Source organism: Streptomyces sp. NPDC028928, from assembly GCF_055564915.1.
In genome coordinates, this window is the sequence record NZ_JBVHVI010000017.1 from 107579 (window position 1) to 133330 (window position 25752).

The window sequence follows — 25752 nt, forward strand, 5'->3', positions numbered from 1 at the left end:
CGGCCTGGTGACCATGTGGCCTGGTGACCATGTGACCGGGGCGTCCCGTGAGGTACGGGGCGCCCCGGTGGCTGTCCGGGGCCCGGAACCAGGCCGCCGACCAGGCAGCGCGCGCCAGGCCCAGGACCAGGGCCGGCCACCGGGCGGCGCCTGGGCCAGGGTCAGGACCAGGTCGCCACCATGTACCCCACGCCGTACGGCGCGTCCTCGTACAGCAGACTGCCGGTGAGATCGGTGTGCTCGGCCGCGCCGGCCAGGACCTGCCAGGGGGCGCGGCCGGCCGCCTGCAGTTCGTGGGCCAGGCCGGGGTCCAGTGCCCGCAGGGCGGCCACGTCGGCCGCACCGAGGGCCCGGGCGGCCTCCGCGTCGAAAGGGGCCGCCCGCTCGTCCAGGTAACCAGGTGCCTTGAGCGTGCGGCAGGCGCTGCCGTCTCCCATGACCAGCAGGGCCACCCGCCCGGCCCGGCCGGCCAGCTCACGCCCGGTCTCGGCGCACCGCTCCGGCTCCAGCGTGTCCGGGACGGCGAGTCCCTCGATCGGGGCGTCGGCCCAGCCGGTCCGCTCCAGCAGCCACGCGGCGACGGTCAGCGAGGTCGGCAGCTCGCGCTCCGGGACGGTGTGGCCGACGGGCCCCAGGCGTACGTCCAGGTCGACGCCGAAGCCGCGGAAGGTGCCCGGGGTGCCCTGCGCGTACCGGCCCGGCCCGCTCTGCCCGGCCGTACCGACGACCACCAGCAGGTCGGGGCGGGCGGCGGCGAGCACGCCGAGCGCGTCCGTGCAGGCCGCGCGCGCGGCGTCCAGTTCCGGGGCGGCACCCGCGGCGACCTCGGGCACGAGCAGCGGCGGGCAGGGGCATACGGCGGCGGCGACAAGCATGATCGGCAGCGTAACCCGGCAGGACGGCCGGGTGTCACTCCTCGATCAGCACGTCGGTGAGGTCGCTCCCGCGCAGGACGAGCACGGCCACTGAGGACGAGCCGACTCCTCAGGACGAGCACGACCCCTCGGGAGTGCACGGCCCCTCAGGAGTGCACGGCCCCTCAGGAGTGCACGGCCCCTCGGGACGAGCACGACGAGCTTGCCGTCGCCGATCACGTACGGTGCGGCCGGCCGTCAGTCGCAGCCGCAGCCGCTCCCCGTGGCCACCGGCAGCGGCGCGGGGGCGCCGATCTTGGGCAGGCCGAGCATGACACCCGCCGGCTCGGCGGCCGCCGCGGCGTTGCGCTTCTCCCAGGCGTCCCCCGCGCGCGTGCGGCGCACGCCGAGGACCGGGCCCTCGGCGAGGAGGTGGTGCGGGGCGGCGTACGTGACCTCGACCGTGACCACGTCACCGGGGCGGACCTCCTGGTCCGGCTTGGTGAAGTGGACGAGGCGGTTGTCGGGGGCGCGGCCGGAGAGGCGGTGGGTGGCGCCGTCCTTGCGGCCCTCGCCCTCGGCGACCATCAGCTCCAGGGTGCGGCCGACCTGCTTCTTGTTCTCCTCCCAGGAGATCTCCTCCTGGAGGGCGACCAGCCGCTCGTAGCGCGCCTGGACGACCTCCTTGGGGATCTGGTTCTCCATGGTCGCGGCGGGGGTGCCGGGGCGCTTGGAGTACTGGAAGGTGAAGGCCTGCGCGAAGCGGGCCTCACGGACGACGTGCAGCGTCTGCTCGAAGTCCTCCTCGGTCTCGCCGGGGAAGCCCACGATGATGTCGGTCGTGATCGCGGCGTGCGGGATGGCGGCGCGGACCTTCTCGATGATCCCCAGGTAACGCTCCTGCCGGTAGGAGCGGCGCATCGCCTTCAGGACGGTGTCCGAGCCGGACTGGAGCGGCATGTGCAGCTGCGGCATCACGTTCGGCGTCTCGGCCATGGCGGCGATGACGTCGTCGGTGAAGTCGCGCGGGTGCGGCGAGGTGAAGCGGACCCGCTCCAGGCCCTCGATGTTCCCGCAGGCCCGCAGCAGCTTGCTGAAGGCCTCGCGGTCGCCGATGTCGGAGCCGTACGCGTTGACGTTCTGGCCGAGCAGGGTGATCTCCGAGACACCCTCGCCGACCAGCGTCTCGATCTCGGCGAGGATGTCGCCGGGGCGGCGGTCCTTCTCCTTGCCCCGCAGGGCCGGGACGATACAGAAGGTGCAGGTGTTGTTGCAGCCGACGGAGATCGACACCCAGGCCGCGTACGCGCTCTCGCGGCGGGTCGGCAGCGTGGAGGGGAAGGCCTCCAGGGACTCGGCGATCTCGACCTGCGCCTCCTCCTGGACGCGGGCGCGCTCCAGCAGGACGGGCAGCTTGCCGATGTTGTGCGTGCCGAAGACGACGTCCACCCAGGGCGCCTTCTTCACGATGGTGTCGCGGTCCTTCTGCGCCAGACAGCCGCCGACCGCGATCTGCATACCGGGGCGCGAGGCCTTCTTCGGCGCGAGCCGGCCGAGGTTGCCGTACAGCCGGTTGTCGGCGTTCTCGCGGACCGCGCACGTGTTGAAGACGACGACGTCCGCGTCGCCGTCCGACCCCTCGGGGGCACGCACGTATCCGGCATCCTCCAGCAGACCGGCCAATCGCTCGGAGTCGTGGACGTTCATCTGGCACCCGTAGGTGCGGATCTCATAACTCTTGGGGGCGGGAACGTCCACTGCCGGGCTCCGGTCGCTGCTGCTGGTCATGCTTCAAGGGTAGGTGGTGCCGGGAGGCGCTCCGCCCGCCTCATCCGGATCGGCCGTCACCGGCGCCCCGGCCCGGCCGCCCGCCGTGCGACGGTCACGCGTGGGATGCGCTCCCTGCCGGGAACCCGAGGGCGCCACCGACGACGCGACCTCGGCCTTGTCTTGATCCGATGCCCTGCGCGGTGCCGCCTGCGCCCGGCAGGGGAAGGTTTTCGCCAAAGGGAGACCGAAAGGCCCGGCAGACGTGTTCAAGGGGGTGCGCGACCTGCTTAGGTGTGAGCCACACCTTGTCCGCTGGAGACGGGAAGTGTTTTCTCGCCCGGGAGTTGGAGATTTGACCATCCGCGTACGGCAGGTGAGGAGATCCGGGGAGTTCGCCGCGCTGCAGCGCCGGTGTGCCGCGATTCTGCGTGATCTCGGAGTGCCCCGGTCGCTGTCCCTGGACGCGCTCTGCGCGCGGGTGGAGGAACTCAGAGGCCGTCCGCTCGTGCTGAGAGAGCTGCCCGAGGAGGCGGCGGCCAGCGGAGCCTGCGGGCTCTGGCTGGGCACCGACAACGCCGACTACGTGTTCTACGAGCCCCGGACCGCCCCGCTCCACCGCGAGCACATCATCCTCCACGAGATCGGCCATGTGCTGTGCGACCACCACCGGAGCATCACGGACGACGGTGACGACCTGACGGACCATCTCCTCGAGGGTCTCCAGCCGCACCTGGTCCGGCGGGTGATGGCCAGGACCAGTTACACGACCACCGAGGAGCAGGAGGCCGAGATGATCGCCAGCCTGATCCAGAGTGCCGGGACGGCCGGTCCTGTGGCCGGCCCGCTGGGACGGCTCGGCGCGTTCCTCGGAGTGACGGCGGACGCCGGTGAGTGAACTGGCGGCGCACGTCGGACTCGCCAGCGTCCTCGCCCTGTGGTTCGCCCTGGTCTGGCGGGCCCGGCCCGCGCTGCGCCAGCCCAGCCTGCGCGGACTGTGGATCACCGTCCTGGCCGCGACCACCGCGATCACCCTCTTCCAGCCGAGGATCGTCGCCGGGCTCACGGCCGCCGGGATCGACGTCCACACGGTCTCCCTCACCCGCAACCTGATCGGCGTCCTCAGCGCGGGACTGGTCCTGCTGTTCGTGATCGACTCAAGCCGCACTCCGCGCCTGCGCCTCCAGGTGACGGTCGGGATGACGGCCGCCCTGCTCGCGTTGCTCGTGCTCGATCTGCTGCAGGTGGACAACGGGGGCGCGGGAGCGGCGGCCGCTCAGCGGCCCGCGTCCGCCTCCTCCGCCTACTGGCTGATCCTCATCGCCGCCCACCTCGCCGGGGACGCCGTCGCCGTCGTGGTGTGCTGGGGGTACAGCCTGCGGACGACGGAGCGCGATCTCGTCTGGTCCCTGCGGCTGTTCGCGGCGGGCAGCGTGCTCGCCCTCGTCTTCTGGTCCGGTTATCTGTTCCACCTCTACGACCCCGCTCCGCAGCTGTTGCCCTACCTGTCCGTGATCATGGGCGTGCACGGCTTCCTTCGGGCGGCGTCACTGCTGGTCCCGTCCGCGACCGCGCTGGCCCGGTCGGCCACCGCGCTGCGGACCACGTGGCAGCTGTGGCCGCTGTGGCGCGACCTGGTGACGGCGGTACCCCATGTGGCCCTCGCCCGGCCCCGCCGGACCCGGCTCCAGGAAGTGCTGTGGCCGCGGTATCCCCCGGCGCTGCTGGCGCACCGGCAGACCATCGAGACGTACGACGCGCTGCTGACCCTGCAGCAGTACGTCCAGCCGGACGCCTACGAGCGGGCACACCGGCTCGCCCGGCAGGCGGGGGTACGGGACGACCGGCTCGCGTCGGCCGCGCTCGCCGGCGCGGTGGGTCAGGCCCGGCGGGCCGTCCTCGTCGGCGTACCGCCGTCGTCCGTGGCCCGCCCACTGCCCGGCGTGGCCCATGGCAGCTCCGAGACACTGCTGGAAATCGCCCGCATGTGGCCGACCATGACGAACGCGCTGCCCTGCCAGGGCCGGACGTCTTCGGCGTAGCAGGGCTGACGCGCTCGGGGGGGCCGGGCGTGAGGGGCACGGGGTGGGCTGGCCGGGACAGGGGCGGGCCGGGCCGGGCTGGGGGCGGGCTGGGCCGGGGGGCTGCTCGCGATTCGGACTGGGCCAGGAGCAGGGGCGGGCAGAAGACGGACCGACTCCAGGAGGCGGGTCGAGCCGGGAGGCGGGCCGGGACAGGGGCGGGTGTGAGCGCGGGGTCCGGGTGCGGGGCTGGAACGCGGGGCGGGCGTGATCGCGGGGTCGGCCCTGATCACGGGGTCGGCCCTGATCACGGGGGCATGAGTGAGGACCGCGGTCACAGGCCCGATGGGGCAGCGGGACACCGGCCACGAGGGCACCGGGGCACCAGGCCAAGGGCCGACCGGGTCAATGGGACACCAGGACAGCCACTGGGCCAGAGGCCGACCAGGCCCGGGCCACACGACCACCGGGCCCAGGGGCCACCGGCCTACCGAGCAAAGGGGGCGACCAGAACGCCCAACGGCCCACCAGGCCGCCAGGCCACCAGGTCGCAGAGTCATCGGGCGGGCCAAGGGGCCAACGGCCCACCGAGCCATGTGGCCACCAGGCCACCCAACGGCTCACCAGACCACCGAGTCACCGGGTCACCGAGTCACCGAGCCAAGGGCCGCACCGAGCCAAGGGCCGACCGGTCACCGAGCCAAGGGGGTCACCAGGGCCCCCAACGGCCCACCAGGCCCCCACCCCACCCAACGGATCACCGGCACCCGGGCACCGATGACGCCGGAGTCCTACACCCCCCGCGGCGTGATCTGGAAGTCGAAGGCGAGGGTTCCGGGGTCGAGGGCCGTCGCCCCGCCGTCGACGGTGAGCACCGCTCCGTTGACGTACGACGCCGCCGGCGACAGCAGCCAGCCGATCGCCTCCGCGACCTCGCGCGGCTCGCCCGGGCGCCCCTGGGGCAGCAGCCGGGTCGCCTCCTCGTAACCGGCGTCCACCCCGCCGCCCGGAAGCCCGGCCTCCTCGGCGAAGCGCGCCATGCGTCGGTCGGCCATCTCGGTCCGTACCCAGCCGGGACACACGATGTTGGCCCGCACGCCCTGACGTCCGTAGTCGACGGCGACGGAGCGGCACAGCTGGAGCAGGGCCGCCTTGGAGGTGGCGTACGGGGCGTTGCTCGTACCGTTGCGCAGCGCGGACACCGAGGCGACGGCGACCACCGAGCCAGCGGACTCCAGCAGGTGCGGGATGGCGGCGCGGAGCAGGAGCAGCGGGCCGGTCAGGTTGGTCCGCATCACCTCGTCCCAGTCGCGCAGCGACATGTCGCCGACGGCTCCCCCGCGTCCGATGCCCGCGTTCAGCACCAGCCCGTCGAGCCGTCCGTACGCGGTCAGGGCGGCCTGGACGAGATCCTCGGCCGCGTCGGGATCTCCGACGTCGGACGGATGCGCCAGCGCCCCCGTCTCCTGCGCGAGGCGCTGCAAGGGCTCGGTCCGCCGGCCGGAGACGACCACATGGTGACCCGCCTCGCTCAGCAGCCGGGCCGTGGCCTGCCCGATGCCCGAGCCTCCGCCGGTCACGACGACAACGCGCTTGTCCTCCACCGCAGTTCAGGCCCTTTCCTCGAGATCGACCAGTCCGGCCGGATTGACAAGACCGCCTGGAACGCCAGGCGCCCTGAGCTTATTGGCCCACTGATCCACTGGTGATGACTTCCAGCCAGCGTCTGCTCTGACCTCCCGCGACATGGGCATCTCGTCCATGAACGGCATCACCGACCAGAACGAGACGCCCCGGCTCAGTCCCCGGAGGCCAGCTCGTGCAAGGCGGTGACCGTCTTCCAGTTGCGGGTGGTGGCCCGCATGCCGAGGCGGCGCTCGATGAAGGCGTTGTTGAGCTTGGTCCTGCCGTAGCCGTCGGGGACGTGCAGGTGGATCTCGTCGCCGATCAGGGTGAACACGCCGGTCTCGCCCGCCGGCACCTCCAGGCGGGCGGCCTGCTCGGCGGTCGGCGCCTCGGCGAGGAAGGTGACGTGCAGCTTGGCCGGGTCGTCCTCCTGGCCCTGGTACGGGTTGGCGGCGAGGGTACGGGCCAGGGAGTCGCCGGTGCGCAGCAGGACCGTGACGGACACCCCGAGGTCGTCGGCGATCCGCCGCTCGATGCGCGCGGCGAGTTCCGCGGGGCGGGGCCGCTGCGCGCCGGGCGTGCCGTGTGCGCCGGGGGTGCCGAACACCACGTTCCCGCTCTGCAGATAGGTCTGTACGGCCTCGAACCCCATGTCGGTGAACAGGCCGCGGAGGTCCTTCATCGCGATCCTCGCGCTGCCGCCGACGTTGACCCCGCGCAGCAGCGCGATGTGCTTCGTCATGGCACCAACCTCTCATGCGGAGCGCTGCGGGATCACGGCCCCCACTCGGGCTCGGCGATCCTCGCCGACAGCGGTGCGAGGAGTTCGTCGGCCCGTTCCCGGCCCTCCTCGGAGCCGAGGTCGGGGATGCCGCGGCCCGGCAGCACCTCCAGCGGTGGGCCGTCCGGGCCTGCGCAGCGGTCGTGGTAGAGCACCATGGCGTGTTCGGACCGGTTGCGCCGCGACTCCCAGATCAGCCCCATGGCGTCGGAGGCCTGCGCCCGGATCTCGCTCGACCAGCGCCGGGCCCGCGCGTAGTTGCTCTCGTCCTCCAGGAGGGTGGCGTCCTGGCACACGGCGGCCAGGTCCGCGCCGCTGACCAGGGAGACCAGGATCAGGTCGGACCGGGTGCGCAGACAGCTCAGCGAGCGCTGCCAGACGGCGCGGTAGGGGATCGTACGCTCGCCCGGCGCCTCGAAGGGCCGGGAGCGGAGCACGCTCTCCGCGAGCGCGGTCAGCGCCGACTCCGCCACGTACAGGCTGTGGTACTGGTCCAGCACCGTGCCGTCGAAACGGCCCCCGTGGAAGTGGATGTCCGCGAGTCTCGGATTGAACTCGTCCGGCGCGTACCGGGTGAGGTGCACCCGCCACAGCTCCGTACCCGCCGGGATCACGCGGCGGTTGGGACGCAGTTTCAGGTCGATCATGGGGAAGAAGCCGCCCATCACTCCCCCTCCGCCAGTTCCCGGGCCGCGCCGACCAGCCGGTGGTCGGGGAGCCGGCCCAGCAGCGCCGCGGGCGTGCCGTCCAGCCAGGTGTTGCCGCTGAACCACCAGGCCGCCGCGCCCCACGGGTCGATGTCCGCGAGCAGCAGCCGGTTGACCTCCAGGACGACCCCCTGCGGGGTGCCGCCGCCCGGGCCGAACTGGAAGTCCGGGTAGCGGTCGTGGCCGTCCGGGTCGCGCAGGCGGATCAGTTCGGGAGGCGGCGCGCCGCCGCAGCGGGCCCGTACCTCGGCGTCCGACAGGGCCGGTTGCCTGAGCAGCCGCTTCTGCTCGGGGTCCGGGTCGTACGACGGTCCACGCGCCGGTGAGGGGAGGGCCAACCAGGCCATCAGCTCCTGCGCACTGGCCACGGTTCCCGGCCCGGGCGGCGTCACCGTGACGCGCGGGGAGTCCAGTTCCCTGCGCACCGGGTGGCCGGACGGCAGCTTCAGCAGCGCCAGCCTGACGGCCTGTAGTGCCCTGCGGACCGCCCTGTCGTCGTCCGGCGGCGTTCCGGCGAGCGCCGTCAGCCTGGCCAGCAGCACCGCGTGCTGCTCGTCGCCCAGCGCCTGGCGGATCGTGTCGCGGTGTTCGCCGATCAGGGCGAGCAGCCGCTCCGCCGCCCCCGCACCCTGCTCGTTCACGCCGTCCTCCCCTCTGCCCTCTGCCCTCTGTCCCTCTGCCCTCTGTCCCCTGCCCTCTGTCCTCTGCCCTCTGTCCTCTGCGTTCGCCGTCGTCGCCGTACCCGCGGTATTCGGCGCGACCGGCGGGGATCACCGCCACTATGCCGAGCCCCGGCGCGCGGGGCGACAAGATCCCGCGTCCGGACTCCTCATCGCCCGGAATCCGCCCCGAGTGCGCCCAGTTCGGAGCGCATCTCGCGCCGCATCCGCCGGAGCCGGCCCCACAGATCGTCGATGCTCTCCCGTACGGCGGCCGGTGAGTCCCCGGCGCGCGGGGCGCCGTCGTCCAGGCGCCGGACCATGCCGTAGACCATCCCGAGGTCGTGGCTGAGGCCGCCCGCCAGGACGAGCACGCGGTCCGGCATCCGCAGCTGGGCCTCGGCGTACACGTCCCGGTACTGGTCGCGTGCCTCCATGAGCCGCTGCCGTACGGTCCGCAACTCCTCGTCCCGGCCCAGCGCGTGCACCTGGTCGGTCAGCGCGGCCAGGTACTGGCGGGCGGAGGTGTTCAGGGCGACGTAGCACGCACGCAGCTCCTGGGCGTGCCGGCGCCGCTCCCGGGCCTCCTCGACGCGCTCCTGCTCACGCCGGCGGCTGCGGTCCGCCGCGCGCTGGGTCAGCAGCGCGGACAGCAACGTCCCGACGACCCCGACGACCGCGACCAAGGGCGCGGTCGCGTCCCCGACATCCACCCCGCCTCCCACCCCGGTGGTTCCTCGCGACACCGACTCCCGACATCAGGGAACCAGCGACCCCCGTCCCGCGTGAACGGCCGACCCGGACCTCGCCCGGTGTTCGCCCCGCCGACGACCGGGGCGCGGATGCTCGCTCCGTGCCGGTGACCGCACCGGTGCCGGGCAGCCGCCGTGAAACCGGGTGGAGGGCCGGCCCCCGCCGTGCGTAAAGTCGCCGAATGAGTACGCGAACCTTCCGCATCACCGTCCGCGGCGCCTTCGACGCCCTCACCGACGACCAGCGCGCCGCCCTGCTGGCCGACGCCGCCGAACACGACGTCCTGCGCGCCGCCTTCACCCCGGAGGGCAACCTCACCTACGACATCGCCGCCCGGTCCGCCTTCGTCTTCCGCTTCTCCGCGACGGGCGAGAAGGAGGAGGACATCCTGGAGGCGACGGAACACGCCGAGGAAGCGGCGAAGGCCTGGCTCACCGAGCGCGGCTACGGCTTCAAGCACCTGCGGAGCACCGCCGAGGACCTCTCCCAGGCCCCCCTGGGCAAGCGACAGCGCCGCGCCGCCCGAAAGGCCGGCCAATGAAACACGCCCACTAACGCGCCCATAAACTTGCGTAGTCAAGGATCCAGCAAGAAAGTTAGCCGAGAAAGAAGATGTGGAGGAGGCGGGGCATGAGTGAGGCTCTGGACGCCGCGCTGCGGCTCGTACGAGCCCAGACGGCGCTCGTACGACGCTTCGACGCCCGGCTGAGCGGGCTGCACGGCGTCAGTCTCGCCGACTTCACCCTGCTGCTCCGGCTGGGGCAGGCGCCCGGCGGCCGGATGCGCCGGGTCGACCTTGCCGAGGCCCTGGGGCTGACCGCCTCCGGGGTCACGCGCGGGCTGGCTCCGCTGGAGCGGATCGGGCTGGTGACCCGGGAGCCGGACGCCCGGGACGCGCGCGTGGCGTACGCGGCGCTCACCGCGACGGGCCGGCAGCGGCTGACGGAGATGCTGGCCACGGCGGAGGAGGCCGCCGCCGAGATCTTCGCCGGCCCGGCGTGGCCCGCGGCGGACATCGCCGGCCTCGCGGACCTGCTGACCCGCCTCGGCGGTACGGGCCTGTCCGGCCGCTGAGTCCGCCCCTGCCGCGCACCGCGCACCTGCACCAGCCCCGCCGCAACTCCTCGTGGTGCAGCTCACGTTGAGCTGTGGCCTGAATGTGCGCGACCTGTGCACAGAGGGTGGCATGCTCATGCTCGTCACCGAGTTACCGACCGGTTCTACCCGTGAGTAGAGGCCCTGCCGGTACCTCTCTGCCACCCCCCACTCCACACAGGACCCACCTTGCACAGACGCATGAGGCACAGGCGAGCCCTGCTGCCCGCCTTCGCCGTGACCTCTCTGTTCCTCGCCGCGGCCTGCTCCTCGGCCGCACCGCAGGCCGCCGATGGGCCGGCCGCCGGAGCGGGGCAGCAGATCCGGGCCACCGAGCAGCCCGCCGACGGCACGGACCACGCGCTCACCGTCGCCGCCGCTCCCACCACCGCCGCGACCGCGACCGCCACGGCGAGCCCCGGCCGCACCGGGCAACGGGCCCACAAGACCTCGCTCACCGTCAGCTCGTACGACGGCCACACCCGGCGTGCCGTCATCGCCGACAAGCCGAAGGGGAAGGGCAGTTCACCCGGCTCGTCCGCCCCCTCCGCCGGTTCGTCCGCACCTTCCGCCCGTTCCTCCGCACCTTCCGCCGGCTCCTCCGCCGCACCCCGCCGGGCCGCCGTCGGCGACGTGATCGCCAGCGCGCCCGCGCCGGGGGCACCGCACGGACTGCTCGCCAAAGTCACCGAGGTGATCGGCGAGACGGACGGCGGCACCGAGGTGCAGACCGAACCGGCCACCCTCAACGCGCTGCTGGGCGATGCCACGGCCAAGGGTGACGTGCCGGTCGACCCGTCGTCCTTCACCGTCGACAAGCTGCTGCCCGATGTGCGGGTCTCCTGGTCGAAGACCGGTGACGTGCACGCCGGACCGAAGGGCGCGACGGTGCCGCTCGGCAGCCTCCGGCTCGACGTCGGCGCCGAGGTGCCCACCGCGAAGGACGCCCCCGCCTCGGCCACCGCCTCCGTGCACGGCTTCGTCCAGGTCGCCCCGCAGGTCGACTTCGCCTACGGCGGCGCCGGGACCGACGCGCCGCCCGGTTCGGCGTACCTCGGTGTGTCCGGTGACTGGACCTCCGGCTGGGCGGTCAAGGGGCGGGCCGCGGCGACCACCGGCACCCCGCTGCGCATCCCCTTCGCCAAGCTGCACGCCGATCCCGTCCTGCAGGTCGGTCCGGTCCCCGTCGTCGTCAACCTCGATCTGACCTGCTACCTCCAGATCAGTGCCGAGGGCCGGGTGACCGTCGACGTCGAGCAGAGCCTGAAGGGCGACTTCAAGGCGGGCGGCACCTTCGGCCCGACCCGGGGCTGGACGCCGGTCAGCTCCTCGCACATGAGCAGCACCCCCGTACGCGCCTCCGTCACCGCCGCCGGCGAGGTGAAGACGGCACTCGGCGCCGAGGCCACGGTCGGCCTCTACGGCGCCGTCGGCGTCACCGCCGACCTCGCCCCGTATCTGCGCGGCGAGGCCTCCGGCACGCTCACCGCCGCCTCCGACGGCAGCGGACCGAAGCCGACGGGCACCTGGGCCGTCTACGGCGGCGTGGACCTGTCCGGCACCCTGCGCCTCCAGCTGTCGATCTTCGGCACCCCGGTCGTCCAGCGGAGCGTCCCGCTGGGCGCCCTGCACCGCGAGTGGAAGCTGGCGGGCGGCTCCCTGAACTCATAGCCCCCGGAGGCCGGGCAGGGGTCAGGCCGCGCCGCCGGGTATCCAGCCCTGGCGGCGCAGTACGGCCGAGACGTCCGGCGCCCGGTAGTGCTCCCCCTTGAGCACCTTGCCGTCGGCCCGGCGGGCGACCTTCCCGTCCGGGCCGATCTTGCTCATGTTGGCGCGGTGGATCTCGGCGATCACCTCGTCGAGGTCGATGCCGTGCACCAGGGCCGTGCCGTAGGCGACGTACACGACATCGGCCAGCTCGTGCGCGAGCCGGTCCAGCGGACCCTCCACCGCGACCTCGGCGACCTCCGCGGCCTCCTCCGCGAGCAGCTCACCGCGGTGGGCGGCCAGCTCCGGGTCCACCTCCGTCGGTGTGGTGCGGGCGTCGAGACCGAAGGCGTGGTGGAACTCACGGACGAGGCGGGCGGGCGAAGTGGTCATACGGCGACTCTAACGGCCGCCACTGACACTCCCCCGCCCCCGGAGTGACCCCGGCCCTGGTCAGTGCCGCACGTCGCCTGGCAGGATCGCCGCATGTCCAAGGTGTTCCCCCGGCTCGGCAGGCGCCGAGCGCTGCAGGGCGCGGTCGTCGGTGCCGTGGCCCTCGGGCTGCTGCTGTGGTGGCTGCTGCCCCTGGGCGAGAAGCCGCCGAGCGGGACGATCGTGTTCAGCACCGGCACGCCCCGCGGGGTCTACCAGGAGTACGGCGAGCGGCTGCGCACCGAGCTGGGCAAGGACATGCCGGGCCTGAAGGTGAAGCTGCTCAACAGCGCCGGTTCCCAGGAGAACGTCCAGCGGGTGGCGACCGGCCAGGCCGACTTCACGATCGCGGCGGCCGACGCGGTGGCGACGTACGAGCTGCGGCACGGCAGCGGCGCCGGGCGGCTGCGCGGCGTGGCCCGGCTCTACGACGACTACGTGCATCTCGTCGTACCCCGCGACTCGGACATCAGGACCGTCGCGGACCTGCGGCACAAGCGGGTGGCGACCGGGCTGCCCGATTCCGGGGTGCGGCTGATCGCCGAGCGGGTGCTGCGGTCCGCCGGTATCGATCCGCGCAAGGACATCACGCCGGTGGCCGACGGCATCGACACCGGGCCCGCGCGGCTGCGCGAGGGGAAGATCGACGCCTTCTTCTGGTCCGGCGGGCTGCCCACGAAGGGGCTGGTCGCGCTGGCGCAGAAGCGCGCCTTCCGGTTCGTGCCGATCGACGACGACCTCGTGGCCCGGCTGCACGACCAGGGCGAGGGCTCGCACTACTACCGGGCCACCAACATCCCCGAGTCGGCCTACCCCAACGTGCAGCAGGGTGCGCAGGTGCCGACGATCGCCGTGTCCAACCTGCTGATGACCCGTAAGGACGTCGACCCCCGGCTGACCGAGTGGGTGACCCGCACGGTGATCAAGAGCCGCGACGGCATCGGCGCCCACGTCCACTCCGCCCAACTGGTCGACCTCCGCACCGCCATCTACACCGCCCCGCTGCCCCTCCAGGAGGGCGCCCGTCGCTACTACCGGTCGGTGAAGCCGTAGGGGCCGCCCCTGGGCGGAGACCGACGGCGGAGGCAAGGAGGACCAGGGGGACACAGGGGGACACAGGGGGGCACGGCCGTACCGCCGTGCCCGCACGCCTTCTACGGCGCAACGCCCGCTTTGCCCCCGCTACGGCGCGACGCCCGCCGTGTCCCCGCCCGTCTCCCCGTGCCGCGGCACCCTGACCGTCACCCGGAGCCCCCGTGGCTCGTGGTGGGCGTAGTCGATCGAGCCGCCGCCCGCCGCGAGCAGGGCGCGGGTGATGGACAGGCCGAGGCCCGAGCCCTTCACGTTCTGGTGCCGGCCGCTGCGCCAGAAACGGTCGCCCACGCGCGCGAGTTCCTCGTCGGTGAGTCCGGGCCCGGTGTCCGTGACGACGACGGTGGTGGTGTCGCCGTCAACGGAGACGGCGACCTCGACCGTGCCGCCCTCGGGGGTGAACTTCACAGCGTTGTCGATCACCGCGTCCAGGGCGCTGGACAGGGCGATCGGGTCGGCCCAGGCGGTGGTCGGCGGGCAGTCGCCGGTCAGCCGGACACCCTTGGCCTGGGCGGCCGGTGCCCACGCGGCCACCCGCTCCTCGGCCAGCGCGCCGATGTCGGTCAGCCGGAGGTCGGCCTCGGCGTGCTCGGCCAGCGCGAGGTCGAGCAGGTCGTCCAGGACCTGCGCGAGACGCTTGCCCTCGGTGCGGACCGAGGCGATCTCCTCGTTGCCCTCCGGGAGTTCGAGGGCGAGGAGTTCGATGCGCAGCAGCAGCGCCGCGAGCGGGTTGCGCAACTGGTGCGAGGCGTCGGCGACGAAGGCGCGCTGCTGCTCCAGCACGGCCTCGACGTTGTCCGCCATCTCGTTGAACGAACGGGCCAGCCGTCTGAGTTCCGGCGGTCCGCCACCGACCGCGACCCGGGACTTCAGACGCCCGGTGGCGATGTCATGGGTGGTGGCGTCCAGGATCCGTACCGGTCTGAGCACCCACCCGGTCAGCCTCAGCGCCGCGCCGACGGCGAGCAGCATGGCCGCGATCTCGCCGGCCCCGATCAACAGCCAGCCGCGCAGGATCCGGGACCGCAGCTGTCCGGTGGGCGAGTCGGTGACCACGACCGCGACGACGTCCCCGTCCCGGATCACCGGCGAGGCGACGACGAGCCGGCTGCGCTGCCAGGGCCACACCTGCCGCGGGTCGTGGCTGCGCCGGCTGAGCAGCGCCTCGTCGAACGCCCGGCGGACCTCCCCCGTCTCCGGTACGAGCCAGTCGTCGGGGGCGTTGGCCATCGCGGAGCCGTTGCGGTAGAAGACGCCCGCGCGGATGCCGTAGACGCCGTAGTAGCTCTCCAGCTCGCTGCGCAGGCTCTCCCGGCGCTCGTCCGTGCTGGTGCGGCGGGAGCCGCCGGGCGCGTCGGTGACGAACTGGGCGAGCGCCGCGAAGCGCGCCGTGTCGTCGATGCGGTCGACGACGACGCGCTGCTGCTGGGCGGCGGCCACGCTGCCGGCGAGCGGGATGCCGAGCGCGAGCAGGACGGCCGCCAGCAGGACGATGAGCAGCGGGAGGAGGCGTGTGCGCACCCGTCCCCGCTAGGCGGCCGGGGCGACGAGCCGGTAGCCGACGCCGCGTACGGTCTCGATCAGCGCGGGCATGCGCAGTTTGGCCCGCAGGGAGGCGACGTGCACCTCCAGGGTGCGGCCGGTCCCCTCCCAGCTGGTGCGCCAGACCTCGCTGATGATCTGTTCCCGCCGGAAGACCACCCCGGGCCGCTGGGCGAGCAGCGCGAGCAGGTCGAACTCCTTGCGGGTCAGCTGGATCACGGAGCCGTCCACGCTGACCTGCCGGGTGGGCAGTTCGATCCGGACGGAGCCGAGGAGCAGGGCGCTGTCGCCGCCGGTCGCCGGGTCCTCGTGGGCGGTGCGCCGGCTGACGGCGTGGATCCGGGCGAGCAGTTCCCCGGTGTCGTACGGCTTGACGACGTAGTCGTCGGCGCCCAGGTTGAGCCCGTGGATGCGGGAGCGGACGTCGGAGCGGGCGGTGACCATGATCACCGGGGTGCTGGTGCGTTTGCGGATCTTGCCGCAGACCTCGTAGCCGTCCTGGTCGGGCAGGCCGAGGTCGAGCAGGACGACACCGAACCCGGCGCCCTCGGGGACGAGTGCCTGGAGGGCCTCCTCGCCGCTGCGCGCGTGGGTGACCTGGAAGCCGTGCCGCGCCAGAACGGCCGACAGGGCCGCGGCGACGTGGTTGTCGTCCTCGACGAGGAGCAGTCTCATCCCGGCCCCCTCCGGTTCAGTGGTCGTACGGTCTCGGTTTTCGTCGGTCTTGTAGATCACGCACACACGCGTGTGCACCATGGCAGTGACGCTGATGGATAAGGACGGCGTCAAGGGGGTTCCGGTTGCCCGCCGCTTCCGTTACCCGGCCGATATGCGCACAGGCCGCAAGTGCTACGACATGTGTCCGATTGCTATCGGATCGTGATGCTCAGATCTCCCTCAGATGTGATGACGCAGGTCACAGCCCCTCACTACTGTCCTCGGAAACCCGAGGAGGACGGAGCCTGAGAGCGATGACCAAAGTAACGGTGGCCAAGGAGGACGCGGCCACGTCCGACGAACTGGTCGTCCTGAAGAGCGTCAACAAGCACTTCGGCGCGTTGCACGTGCTCCAGGACATCGACCTGACGATCGCCCGCGGCGAGGTCGTCGTGGTCATCGGGCCCTCCGGGTCCGGAAAGTCGACCCTGTGCCGCACCATCAACCGGCTGGAGACGATCGACTCCGGCACGATCACGATCGACGGCAAGCCCCTGCCGCACGAGGGCCGCGAGCTGGCCCGGCTGCGGGCGGACGTCGGGATGGTGTTCCAGTCGTTCAACCTCTTCGCGCACAAGACCGTGCTCGAAAACGTGATGCTGGGCCAGGTCAAGGTCCGCAAGGCGGACAAGAAGCAGGCCGAGGAGAAGGCCCGGGCCCTGCTGGACCGGGTCGGCGTGGGCACGCAGGCCGACAAGTACCCGGCCCAGCTGTCCGGCGGCCAGCAGCAGCGGGTCGCGATCGCGCGGGCGCTGGCGATGGGCCCGAAGGTCATGCTGTTCGACGAGCCGACCTCCGCCCTCGACCCCGAGATGATCAACGAGGTCCTGGAGGTCATGCAGCAGCTCGCACGCGAGGGCATGACGATGATCGTGGTCACCCACGAGATGGGCTTCGCACGCTCTGCCGCGAACCGTGTGGTCTTCATGGCGGACGGGCGGATCGTTGAACAATCCTCGCCCGACCAGTTCTTCAGCAACCCGCGCAGCGACCGGGCCAGAGAGTTCCTCTCGAAGATCCTTCACCACTGACCCCGCCGCCGGCGCCCGCCCCACGAGTGTCCGGTCCGTGCACCACCGAATCCGCCGACTCCAAGGATGTCCACGATGAAGCTCCGTATGGCTGCCTCCGCGGCAGTGCTCACCACCCTGGCCCTGGCCCTGACCGCCTGTGGCGGCGAATCCGGCAACGCCGGGGACCAGACCGCGGGCGACGGCACCGGGAAGAACGCGCCGAAGCTGCCGACGTACTCCGTCGCCACGGGCGTGAAGATCGACTCGCCCACGCTGAAGAAGGCGCAGCAGGCCGGCAAGCTCGTCATCGGCGCCAAGAACGACCAGCCGTACCTCGGCTTCGAGGACACCACCGGCAAGCGGTCCGGCTTCGACATCGAGATCGCCAAGATGATCGCCGCCGACCTCGGCTTCAAGCCCGAGCAGATCGAGTTCAAGACCGTCGACTCCAACGTCCGCGAGACCACGATCTCCAAGGGCGAGGTGGACCTCTACGTCGGCACGTACACGATCAACGACGAGCGCAAGAAGCAGGTCGGTTTCGCGGGGCCGTACTTCCAGGCCGGCGCGGACCTGCTCGTCCGCAAGGACGAGAAGGACATCACCGGTGCCGACTCGCTCAAGGGCAAGACGGTCTGCTCCATCAAGGGTTCGACTCCTCTCCAGGAGATCAAGAAGCCCAAGTACGGTGCGAAGACCGTCGAGCTGTCGAAGTACTCCGAGTGCGTCCAGCAGCTGCTCAACAACGAGGTCGACGCCGTCACCACGGACGACGCGATCCTCAAGGGCTACGCGGCCCAGCGCCCCACCAAGCTGAAGGTGGTCGGCAAGCCGTTCACCCAGGAGCCGTACGGCGTGGGCATGAACAAGGACGACAAGGCCCTGCGTGACGCCGTCAACGACGCCCTGGAGAAGCACGAGAAGAACGGCGACTACAAGAAGGCGTACGAGGCGACCCTCGGCCTTTCCGGCTCCCCGTACTCCGAGCCGCCGGCCGTCAACCGTTACTGATGTGCCGCTGAGGCTTCGCCCGCGCGACGCCGCGTGAACCGGCCGCCGCCGACCCGCTGCCCTGCGGGTCGGCGGCCGCCGGCCGGTCCGTCTCGCTGCCGCCGTCCCGCGCACCGCCCCGGGAACGGACTTCCCTGCCCGTACACCGCCACGAGGACCTCCCCGTGAACGTATTGCTCGACCATCTCGCGGACTTCCGCGAGGGGTTCATAGGCACCGTCCTGCTGACCCTCGCCAGCGGGCTCCTCGCGATGATCCTGGGTGTCGTCATCGCCGGGTTCCGCGTCTCCCCGGTACCTCCGCTGAGGATGTTCGGCACCGCGTGGGTCACCCTGTTCCGGAACACCCCTCTGACCCTGCTCTTCCTCATCGCGTGGTTCGTCGTCCCGGTCATCTTCGTGCCGGGTCTGAGCCCCTGGACGAAGGCGCTGCTCGCCCTGGGCTTCTACACCTCGGCCTTCGTCTGCGAGGCGGTGCGCTCGGGCATCAACACGGTTCCCATGGGCCAGGCGGAGGCCGCCCGCTCCCTCGGCATGACCTTCTCGCAGACCCTGCGGATGATCATCCTGCCGCAGGCGACGCGCAGCGTGATCGCGCCGCTCAGCTCCATCTTCATCGCGCTGACCAAGAACTCGGCGATCGCGGGCGCGTTCAGCGTCACCGAGCTGTTCGGGGTGCAGAAGCTGCTGAGCGACAAGGGCTTCCCCATCGCGTGGATCTTCCTGTGGGTGGCCCTGGGCTACCTCGTCGTCACCTTCTCGATCAGCGGTCTGTTCCGACTGCTGGAGCGGCGCCTGGGGGTTGCCCGATGACTGCAAGCGTTCTGTACGACGCTCCGGGCCCGAAGGCCCGCGTGCGCAACCGCGTCTACACGGTGCTCGGCTCGCTGGCGCTGATCGCCCTGCTCGCCTTCGCCGTGTACCGCCTCGACGCCAAGGGCCAGTTGGATCCGAAGGTCTGGGAGATCTTCAACAACGCCGGCGTGCGCACGAACATCCGCGACGGCGTGCTGACCACCCTGAAGGTGTTCGCCGTGGCGGGGGCACTGTCCCTGGTCCTCGGACTGCTGCTCGCCGTCGCGCGGCTGTCGGAGCACCGGCCGGTCCGCTGGCTGGCGACCGGCTTCATCGAGCTGTTCCGTGCCGTCCCGCTGCTCATCACGATCTACGCCCTGTGGGTGCTGTTCCTCACCTACAAGACCGACCTCGGCGTGATCGGCGACTACACCGCGTTCTGGGGCCTCGTCATCGGGCTCACCGTCTACAACGGCTCGGTGCAGGCCGAGGTGTTCCGCGCGGGCATCAACGCCGTGCCCAAGGGGCAGGTGGAGGCCGCCTACGCGCTCGGCATGCGCAAGTACCAAGTGATGACGATGCTCCTGCTGCCGCAGGCGATCCGCACCATGCTGCCGACGATGATCAGCCAGCTGGTGGTCACGCTGAAGGACACCTCGCTCGGCTACGTCATCACCTACACGGAGCTTCTGTTCGCCACCCGGACGATGGCCAACAACATCATCGTCAACGGGGAGAACCCGTTCACGGCGGTCACCATCGTCGTCGGCGCGATCTACATCGCGATGTGCCTCGCCCTCTCCTCGCTCGCGACCTGGATCGAGCGACGAGGGCGCCGTGCGAAGACCGGTGTCGCTGTCGCGGCAGCGGCCGAGCCCGCCGAAGCACCGGGAGTGCTCGACGCCTCGAAGGGGCCGCTCGGTCCCACGACCGACCGTGACCCCCAGGCCTGACGGGGCCGCCGGCCCGGACGTCACCCCTGAAGGCGCCGCGGAAGCCTGCGGACGACGACGCCCAGCACTTGGTGAGCGGGGCACGGACCGTGCTGCTTCGAGTCCACGCTCACCGGGTTGTCGCCGATCACCATGAGGTGGCCGGCCGGTACCACACCGCCGGCAGGTGCCTGAGCCGGATAGCGGTCGCCCCCCAGGGCGACCGCTCGCTTGATGTACCAGCGGCTCGCGTCCACGTCGCGGCTGGTGAGCGGTGTCGTGCCCCAGCCGTTCCTGCGGTCCGGCCGGGCCACCACCACGATGCGGCCCCTGCGCAGCCCTCCCGTGCCCCGTCGGACGAGCACCCGGTCACCCGTGGTGAACGTCGGACTCATGCTGAGGCCGTTCACCGTCACCGCCACGAGGTTCCGCCGGGCCCAGAAGATGGCCATCGCAACTGCGAAGACAATCAGGGCAGCAAGCGTCATCAGCCACAGCACCCGCACCACCGCCTGAAATTCGTCGAAAAAGAGGATGAGCCGAAGAGGCCGGAGAGCCGACGGCTCCTGTCATTCGGAACTGCCGACGGCGTCCACATAACTCGACGCCTGCAGTGAATACAGCCGCGCGTATTCCCCGTCTTTGCGCAGCAGCTCGCCGTGGGTCCCCTCCTCGACCACCCGGCCGTGCTGCAGGACGACTATGCGGTCGGCCTCCCGGACCGCCCCCAGCCGGTGGGAGATGAGCACGCTGGTGGCGTCGGAGCGGTAGTTCCGCAACGAGTCGTGCACCTCCCGCTCCGCCGCCGGGTCCAGGCCGGAGCTGGGCTCGTCGAGGATGAGCAGATCTCTTCCGCTGCGGACGAAGGCACGAGCGAGCGCGATGCGCTGCCACTGTCCGCCGGACAGGGTCACGCCGTGCTCCGACTCCCCGGACTCGCCCTCCTGGTAGAAGATCCTGGACAGCATGGACCGGTAGCCCCGGGGGAGTTTCTCCACGACGGGGTGGATGCCGGCCTGCTCGGCGGCGGCACGCACCTTCCCCAGGTCGTCCAGGACACGGACATCACCGATGCCGATGTTCTCCTGCACGGTCAGGTCGTAGGCGGTGAAGTCCTGGAACACCGCGGTGATGCGTTCCCGAAGGTCCCCGACGGACACGTCCCGGATGTCGACGCCGTCCCAGAGGATGCGGCCTTTCGTCGGGTCGTACATGCGGCAGAGCAGTTTCACCAGGGTGCTCTTGCCGGCTCCGTTCAGTCCCACCAGAGCGAGGGAACCACCGAACGGGATGGTCAGTGTGACCCCCCGCAGCACCCACGGCCCTTCGTCCGTGTAACGGAACCAGACGTCCTCCAGGTGGATGGCGTGCCGCAGTTGGGCCAGGGCGCGCGGCCGGGCGGGCTCCGGCAGGTCCGGTTCCGCGCGGATGACGTCGCGGTAGTGACCGAACAGCAGCAAGGCCTGGTAGGCGCTCGTCGCATCCGCCACCGCGCCACCGAGCGAGCCCTGCACACCGGCCACCGCGGCGATGAACGCGGCGACGTCGCCGATGCTGAGCCGGCCCTCGGTCGCCTCCACGACGGTCCAGACGAGGCCACCCGCCGCGACCAGGGCACCGAGCACGGAGAGCGGTCCATGGCGTACGACGGTCCTGCGGTCGAGCGCCTCCTCCGCGCGGTTGATCTCCTCGGTCTCCGCGCGCATGCGTTCGAGCAGGAACCGGCCCGTCCCGAACAGACGCGTCTCCTTCACCGCGTCGAGGTCGAACAGCATCCTCTGGTAGAAGAGCTGGCGCCTGCTGCGCGGGCTCATCTCCCACATCATGTCGGACAGCTGTCGGGTCATGGACAGCTGGACGAACAGGGCGGGCACGACGGCCGCCACGGTGACGATCGCCATGAGCGGACTGATCGAGACGAGGACGCCCAGGAAGCTGGACACCGTCAGCCCGGCCTGGAGCAACCCGAAACACGAGGCGACCACCTGTTCGGGCGCAGTCGTGGCTGCCTGCTGTGCCATCCGCAACCGGTCGAGGAACTCCGGGCGCTCGAAGCGGGCCAGCCCCTGCAAGCGGCTCACCGCCGAGTACAGCCGGTACTGCACCAGGAGGCTCACACCGCGCTGGAGCCGGGACTTCCAGAACTCCCTCAGGGGCGGAAGTGCCGCCAGGACAGCGCTCAGCACGCCGATCCAGACAACCGCCTGCAAGGGGGTGACGCCAGGCGCCGCGGGCTTGTCCGGCACGTCGGCCGCGCCCGCGGCACCCAGCTGTATGCCGTCGATGAGCCATTTGGTCAGCAAGGCCACGGCCGCGGGCAGGGTGCCTTCCGCGACCGTGATCAACAGGTAGAGGGAAGCGGTGACCGGCCCCGCCTGCCAGGTGAGTCTGAGTGCCTCCAGGCCCCGGCGGACCAGTTCGCCGGGACCGTTGTGCGTGCGTGCGGACACCGTGCTCCGCCCGCTCAGATCCCTGCGGTCAGAACACCGCGCGCGGTGCCCGAGCGCACCACGGTGCCGCCGCTGTCGACCTGGACGAACGCCGGGATGCCGGAGATCGAGAACGCCGACGCGACCGGACCGAGCGTGTCCTCCACGATCACCGTGGCCACGCCATCCAGTTCGGCGGCGTACACGTCGGCCGCCGCTCGGTCGCCTCCCACCACCGCAATGACCTGGTCGGGCTTCAGGCCCTTGCCCTGGGCATAGCCGATGAGCTGAGGAATGGTCGTCTTGCACGCCGAGCAGCCGGTGTCGTAGAACGCGAAGATCGAATCCGTTCCCGCCACCGTGTCGGCGGTGACGGGCGTTCCGGAAATGGATTCCCCGTGGAAATCGGGGAGGCGGCTGCCGGGAGGAAGTTCCGGAAGATCTGGTTCGGCCAGGTCGGGAGCATTCTGCTTGAGCCGACGGATCACCGCCATGGTGAGGAACAGGTTGAACACGGCCAACGCGCCGATGAGGGCGACGACCGGGACGAGGAATACCATTACAGGATTACTCCAGATTCCGTCGTGCGCGGGCGGCAGATCACCAGTTGCCGCTGAGCAGGTCTGCTATCTCGTCGTAATAGAAGGTGACAAGCGTGACGACGGCCGCCGCGGTCACCGCAACGCCGGTCCCGCCGGAGTCCCACGTCCCGCGCCCGGCCTGGGGCAGGAGGAACAGGGCCGCGGCGCCGATGGCGAGCAGGGCGAGGTTGCGCCAGACGTGGCGCCGGCCCAGTGGCGCGCCGGCACGGCCGAAGCAGGCGCAGACGAGCGCCAGCTTTCTGCGCGAGGTCACGATCGCCAGCGCGGTGAACCCCATGAGCAGGCCGATCGCCGCAAGCAGGCCGAGCACGGCGGTGGCGTCGGAGCCGGGGACGACAAGCGCGAGGCCGGTCGCCACCTCGGCGACGACGAGCGCGCCGGCGGCGGGTCGGGCCCAGTTCTTCCGGGCCGGCCAGAAGGTGCCGAACAGGCTCTTGCACATCAGAACGGCACCGTCGATGGCACGCGCTTTCGCCAGCCCGGACACAAGGAAAACGCCCGCGAGTGACAGCCTCAAGGAAAGGTGCAGATAGGTCATCGTAACGGGCCCTATTTCACAGAAAAGGCATGACAGGCTGGTCCGGCCGGCCCGTATTCCCCTCGCCGGGCCGGCCGGACTGGCTCAATCAGATGTGATCAGCCGTGCTTACCAGCAGCAGCCGAGCCTCTCCCACGGGCCCTTGCTCGGACCGCCGGTGCTCTCCGCGCACACCTGACGGCGGTACCGGGTGAGACGCGATGCGCCGCCACAGTACGGGAAAGTGCACTTGTACTCCCAGGTGCACTCGAACTGGTCGGCATCCGCGGTGGTGCTGGGAACGAGGCGGCCGAGAAGTCGGTCGCCCAGCTTGTTCGTCATTTCCTTGAGGAGCATGTGCTTCTCCTTTTGGTGTCCGGATGGTCTGTCCGGAAGGCTCGGCCCCGCGTGGTCGAATAGCAGGGAAGAGCCACCCCGTAGTAGGAACGTCGCGCGACTTCGACCTACTGCGAGTGATCCTATGTAGCGGCTAGAGCCATGGCAATGACTTTCTAATGTGCGCAGGCTCACTGGACAGGCTCAAAACGTTTGCGAGCGTTATGTCGAAATACGGCACGGAAGAACGGCCGGGCCTTCTGCTCACCATCCGTAAAGAAAACGGAATTTATCGTACCGGGAAATTCGCGGACCGCACCGGACAACGCCCCTGGCCCGCGTCCTCCGTCACTCCCCGCGCCCTCGCCGAACGGCTGCACACCAGCGCCCGCACGCCTCGCTTGACGGAGGCCCCGGCAATAGGTTGCATACGTTCTGTGATCGTTCGCCCTGCTCCCCTAGTGTGTTCACACCAGTCCGTCAAGGCATCGCCGCGAGCAGGGAGCGCCACCTCGTGGACCCGGTGATCATCGTCGGAGCGGGGCCCGTCGGGCTCACGCTCGCCCTGGCTCTGGCGCGTCAGCAGGTGCCGACCGTCGTCCTGGACGAAAACCCCGGCAAGGACGAACCCCGCCCGGCACGCACCGTCGTCCTGCGCGAGGACACGGCCGCCCTGCTGGAGCGGCTGACCGGAGTCGCGCTCGCGGGCCACGGCGTGCGCTGGGCCGGATGGCGGTCCGTCAGGCGCAAGCAGGTGATGAACGAGATCCCCTTCGCCGAGGACGACCCCGCCGCACCGCTGCACATCGCCCAGCACGTCGTCATGGGCGCCCTGCGCGCGGCCCTCGCCGGCGAGCCCTCGGTGGAGCTGGTGGCGGACAGCCGCCTGGACGCGATCGAGCAGGAGCGTTCCGGCGTCAGCGCGCACACCCGTGGCGCCAAGGGCACGTGGTGGCGCGGCAGTTACCTGGTCGGCTGCGACGGCCCCCGCTCGACCGTGCGCAAACTCCAGGACATCCGCTTCCCGGGCCGTACGGCGGTGGAGCGGCACGCGGTGGCCGCGCTGCGCGCGGAACTTCCGTGGGAGGGTCAGGCGTTGCTCCATCGGATGCCGCCGTGGCGGTCGTCCGGGCCCTCGGCCGGGGAGGTGACCGCCCGCCCCCTCCCGGACGGCGTGTGGCGCCTGGACTGGCTGCTGCCGCCGGGCAAGGACCTGGTCACGCCCGAGATGCTGCTCTCCCGGATCCGCGAGACCCTCGCGGGCTGGTCGGACAGCCCCTCACCGGCGTACGACCTGCTCGACACCGGCGTTCACACGGTGCACCACCGGCTGGCCCGCCGATGGCGCGCCGACCGGGTCTTCCTCGCCGGGGACGCGGCGCATCTGCTCGGCGCGCTCGGCACCCAGGGGCTCGACGAGGGGCTCAGGGACGCCGACAACCTCGCCTGGAAGCTGGCCACGGCCTGGCACCACGGCCCGCACGAGGCCCTGCTGGACAGCTACCAGACCGAGCGGCGCGCGGTGGTCGCCGCCCGGCTGCGCGCCGCCGACCAGGTGCTGCCGGTGCTGCGCGGCGGGGGCGGGCTGCGCCACATCGTGCCGGGCGCGGCCCGCAGCCACGACGCGCTGCTCACCGACGGTCACCTGGGCCGTGGTCCGCTGGGCGCGCCCGGCACGTACGGCGACTCGCCGCTCGCGCCCCGGCGTCTGGAGGCGGCCATCCCGGTCGACACCGCGCCCGGGGCGCCGGTCGCCGACGTCCGGGTCACGGCGGAGGACGGTTCCTTCGTCCGGCTGCGCGACCGGCTCGGCCGCGGTGCGCTGCTCGTCGTGCTGATCGCGCCCGGTACGGGTGTCTGGGAGCGCAAGCACTGGGTGTCCGCCGGGGTGATGCCCCGGCTCGCGGCGGCCGTGACCGCACTGCCGCACCCCGCCGAGCTGCTGGTCGCCGAGAGCTACCCGGGTGCGCCGGCGCACAGCGTGCTGCTCGTACGCCCCGACGGCCACCTGGTCACCGCGCTGAGCGGCGTCCGCCCGGCCGACCTGTACGCGGCGGCCGAGGCCACGCTGGGCGGCGCGGTCCCGGCGGAGCAGGAGCAACCGCAGGAGGAGCAGGCGGCGGCGCGGGCCGGCTCCGGCGCGCGCTGACCGTACGCCGGGGCGTGCGATCACCACGCGCCGCCGTCTGCTTCCCCGCGCGCCGAACGTGCGCCGGGGAGACGGCCGGGTGCGCTGACCGCACGCCCCACAGCGGCTCCCGCGCACGCCGGCCGTGGTCCCCGGAGGCGGTCGGCGTGCGCCGGAACGCACCCCTCCGCACCCTCCGTCCGCAGAGTGACACTCGGTTGACCGGGCTACGGCAGC

At 71.5% G+C, this 25752-nt stretch carries 26 protein-coding genes; 11 read left to right on the forward strand and 15 right to left on the reverse strand.

The window, feature by feature from the left end; translation table 11 throughout:
• Positions 1 to 161: 161 nt before the first annotated feature.
• Both ACZ4U1_RS33925 and miaB read right to left on the reverse strand, forming a co-directional pair.
• A complete protein-coding gene (locus tag ACZ4U1_RS33925) occupies positions 162 to 875 on the reverse strand; it encodes a class III extradiol dioxygenase subunit B-like domain-containing protein (RefSeq protein ID WP_467908009.1) in 714 nt (237 codons plus the stop codon).
• A 237-nt stretch (positions 876 to 1112) separates the two neighbouring features.
• Positions 1113 to 2642: a tRNA (N6-isopentenyl adenosine(37)-C2)-methylthiotransferase MiaB gene (miaB, locus tag ACZ4U1_RS33930; protein ID WP_467908010.1), complete on the reverse strand. Its 1530-nt coding sequence runs from the start codon at positions 2640 to 2642 to the stop codon at positions 1113 to 1115.
• Positions 2643 to 2976: 334 nt separating this feature from the next.
• On the opposite strand from miaB, the gene ACZ4U1_RS33935 reads away from it, so the two are divergent.
• Together ACZ4U1_RS33935 and ACZ4U1_RS33940 are read left to right on the forward strand one after the other, a co-directional pair.
• Positions 2977 to 3519 (forward strand): regulator component, encoded by a 543-nt coding sequence (locus ACZ4U1_RS33935; protein ID WP_467908011.1) that lies wholly within the window; start codon positions 2977 to 2979, stop codon positions 3517 to 3519.
• Positions 3512 to 4663: an MAB_1171c family putative transporter gene (locus tag ACZ4U1_RS33940; RefSeq protein ID WP_467908012.1), complete on the forward strand. Its 1152-nt coding sequence runs from the start codon at positions 3512 to 3514 to the stop codon at positions 4661 to 4663. The genes ACZ4U1_RS33935 and ACZ4U1_RS33940 overlap by 8 nt, the downstream gene beginning before the upstream one ends.
• 770 nt (positions 4664 to 5433) lie before the next feature.
• On the opposite strand, the gene ACZ4U1_RS33945 is transcribed toward ACZ4U1_RS33940, so the two are convergent.
• The 5 genes from ACZ4U1_RS33945 to ACZ4U1_RS33965 form a co-directional block, all read right to left on the reverse strand.
• Positions 5434 to 6246: an SDR family NAD(P)-dependent oxidoreductase gene (locus ACZ4U1_RS33945; protein WP_467908013.1), complete on the reverse strand. Its 813-nt coding sequence runs from the start codon at positions 6244 to 6246 to the stop codon at positions 5434 to 5436.
• 194 nt (positions 6247 to 6440) lie between these two features.
• A complete protein-coding gene (locus tag ACZ4U1_RS33950) occupies positions 6441 to 7010 on the reverse strand; it encodes a DUF1697 domain-containing protein (RefSeq protein WP_467908014.1) in 570 nt (189 codons plus the stop codon).
• Positions 7011 to 7042: 32 nt separating this feature from the next.
• Positions 7043 to 7714, reverse strand: a complete 672-nt coding sequence (locus ACZ4U1_RS33955) for an RES family NAD+ phosphorylase (RefSeq protein ID WP_467908015.1) — start codon at positions 7712 to 7714, stop codon at positions 7043 to 7045.
• Positions 7714 to 8397: a hypothetical protein gene (locus ACZ4U1_RS33960; RefSeq protein ID WP_467908016.1), complete on the reverse strand. Its 684-nt coding sequence runs from the start codon at positions 8395 to 8397 to the stop codon at positions 7714 to 7716. The genes ACZ4U1_RS33955 and ACZ4U1_RS33960 overlap by 1 nt, the downstream gene beginning before the upstream one ends.
• A 188-nt stretch (positions 8398 to 8585) precedes the next feature.
• Positions 8586 to 9128 (reverse strand): hypothetical protein, encoded by a 543-nt coding sequence (locus tag ACZ4U1_RS33965; RefSeq protein ID WP_467908017.1) that lies wholly within the window; start codon positions 9126 to 9128, stop codon positions 8586 to 8588.
• A gap of 221 nt (positions 9129 to 9349) precedes the next feature.
• Here ACZ4U1_RS33965 and ACZ4U1_RS33970 point away from each other — a divergent pair, with 221 nt between their 5' ends.
• The 3 genes from ACZ4U1_RS33970 to ACZ4U1_RS33980 all read left to right on the forward strand — a co-directional run bounded on the left by ACZ4U1_RS33970 (position 9350) and on the right by ACZ4U1_RS33980 (position 11934).
• Positions 9350 to 9709, forward strand: coding sequence for a DUF6204 family protein (locus tag ACZ4U1_RS33970; protein ID WP_467908018.1), 360 nt, complete (start codon positions 9350 to 9352; stop codon positions 9707 to 9709).
• Between the two features lie 89 nt (positions 9710 to 9798).
• Positions 9799 to 10242, forward strand: a complete 444-nt coding sequence (locus ACZ4U1_RS33975; protein ID WP_467908019.1) for a MarR family winged helix-turn-helix transcriptional regulator — start codon at positions 9799 to 9801, stop codon at positions 10240 to 10242.
• A gap of 222 nt (positions 10243 to 10464) precedes the next feature.
• Positions 10465 to 11934 (forward strand): hypothetical protein, encoded by a 1470-nt coding sequence (locus ACZ4U1_RS33980; protein WP_467908020.1) that lies wholly within the window; start codon positions 10465 to 10467, stop codon positions 11932 to 11934.
• A gap of 21 nt (positions 11935 to 11955) precedes the next feature.
• On the opposite strand, the gene ACZ4U1_RS33985 is transcribed toward ACZ4U1_RS33980, so the two are convergent.
• Positions 11956 to 12363, reverse strand: coding sequence for a pyrophosphohydrolase domain-containing protein (locus ACZ4U1_RS33985; protein WP_467908021.1), 408 nt, complete (start codon positions 12361 to 12363; stop codon positions 11956 to 11958).
• 93 nt (positions 12364 to 12456) lie between these two features.
• Here ACZ4U1_RS33985 and ACZ4U1_RS33990 point away from each other — a divergent pair, with 93 nt between their 5' ends.
• Entirely contained in the window at positions 12457 to 13455 is a 999-nt protein-coding gene (locus ACZ4U1_RS33990) for a TAXI family TRAP transporter solute-binding subunit (RefSeq protein ID WP_467908022.1), read from the forward strand.
• A gap of 129 nt (positions 13456 to 13584) precedes the next feature.
• On the opposite strand, the gene ACZ4U1_RS33995 is transcribed toward ACZ4U1_RS33990, so the two are convergent.
• The gene (locus tag ACZ4U1_RS33995) at positions 13585 to 15015 is read right to left on the reverse strand and encodes a sensor histidine kinase (protein WP_467908023.1); all 1431 of its coding nucleotides are present in this window, start codon (positions 15013 to 15015) and stop codon (positions 13585 to 13587) included.
• 9 nt (positions 15016 to 15024) lie between these two features.
• Positions 15025 to 15711, reverse strand: coding sequence for a response regulator transcription factor (locus ACZ4U1_RS34000; RefSeq protein ID WP_467908024.1), 687 nt, complete (start codon positions 15709 to 15711; stop codon positions 15025 to 15027).
• 296 nt (positions 15712 to 16007) lie between these two features.
• Here ACZ4U1_RS34000 and ACZ4U1_RS34005 point away from each other — a divergent pair, with 296 nt between their 5' ends.
• The 4 genes from ACZ4U1_RS34005 to ACZ4U1_RS34020 all read left to right on the forward strand — a co-directional run bounded on the left by ACZ4U1_RS34005 (position 16008) and on the right by ACZ4U1_RS34020 (position 19524).
• Positions 16008 to 16784 carry an amino acid ABC transporter ATP-binding protein gene (locus ACZ4U1_RS34005; RefSeq protein ID WP_467908025.1) on the forward strand — a complete coding sequence of 259 codons (777 nt, stop codon included), beginning with the start codon at positions 16008 to 16010 and terminating at the stop codon, positions 16782 to 16784.
• A 75-nt stretch (positions 16785 to 16859) separates the two neighbouring features.
• Positions 16860 to 17777 carry a glutamate ABC transporter substrate-binding protein gene (locus ACZ4U1_RS34010; protein ID WP_467908026.1) on the forward strand — a complete coding sequence of 306 codons (918 nt, stop codon included), beginning with the start codon at positions 16860 to 16862 and terminating at the stop codon, positions 17775 to 17777.
• Positions 17778 to 17941: 164 nt separating this feature from the next.
• Positions 17942 to 18589 carry an amino acid ABC transporter permease gene (locus ACZ4U1_RS34015; protein WP_467908027.1) on the forward strand — a complete coding sequence of 216 codons (648 nt, stop codon included), beginning with the start codon at positions 17942 to 17944 and terminating at the stop codon, positions 18587 to 18589.
• Positions 18586 to 19524 carry an amino acid ABC transporter permease gene (locus tag ACZ4U1_RS34020; RefSeq protein WP_467908028.1) on the forward strand — a complete coding sequence of 313 codons (939 nt, stop codon included), beginning with the start codon at positions 18586 to 18588 and terminating at the stop codon, positions 19522 to 19524. The genes ACZ4U1_RS34015 and ACZ4U1_RS34020 overlap by 4 nt, the downstream gene beginning before the upstream one ends.
• Before the next feature lie 20 nt (positions 19525 to 19544).
• On the opposite strand, the gene ACZ4U1_RS34025 is transcribed toward ACZ4U1_RS34020, so the two are convergent.
• The 5 genes from ACZ4U1_RS34025 to ACZ4U1_RS34045 form a co-directional block, all read right to left on the reverse strand.
• Entirely contained in the window at positions 19545 to 19991 is a 447-nt protein-coding gene (locus ACZ4U1_RS34025) for a S26 family signal peptidase (RefSeq protein ID WP_467908029.1), read from the reverse strand.
• A gap of 81 nt (positions 19992 to 20072) precedes the next feature.
• Entirely contained in the window at positions 20073 to 21953 is a 1881-nt protein-coding gene (locus ACZ4U1_RS34030) for an ABC transporter ATP-binding protein (protein ID WP_467908030.1), read from the reverse strand.
• A 14-nt stretch (positions 21954 to 21967) separates the two neighbouring features.
• A complete protein-coding gene (locus ACZ4U1_RS34035; protein ID WP_467908031.1) occupies positions 21968 to 22492 on the reverse strand; it encodes a TlpA family protein disulfide reductase in 525 nt (174 codons plus the stop codon).
• 40 nt (positions 22493 to 22532) lie between these two features.
• Positions 22533 to 23072, reverse strand: a complete 540-nt coding sequence (locus ACZ4U1_RS34040; RefSeq protein WP_467908032.1) for a MauE/DoxX family redox-associated membrane protein — start codon at positions 23070 to 23072, stop codon at positions 22533 to 22535.
• A 108-nt stretch (positions 23073 to 23180) separates the two neighbouring features.
• Entirely contained in the window at positions 23181 to 23408 is a 228-nt protein-coding gene (locus ACZ4U1_RS34045; RefSeq protein ID WP_467908033.1) for a hypothetical protein, read from the reverse strand.
• 493 nt (positions 23409 to 23901) lie between these two features.
• Between ACZ4U1_RS34045 and ACZ4U1_RS34050 the strand changes: the two genes are divergently transcribed.
• The gene (locus tag ACZ4U1_RS34050; protein WP_467908034.1) at positions 23902 to 25536 is read left to right on the forward strand and encodes an FAD-dependent monooxygenase; all 1635 of its coding nucleotides are present in this window, start codon (positions 23902 to 23904) and stop codon (positions 25534 to 25536) included.
• Positions 25537 to 25752 lie beyond the last annotated feature (216 nt).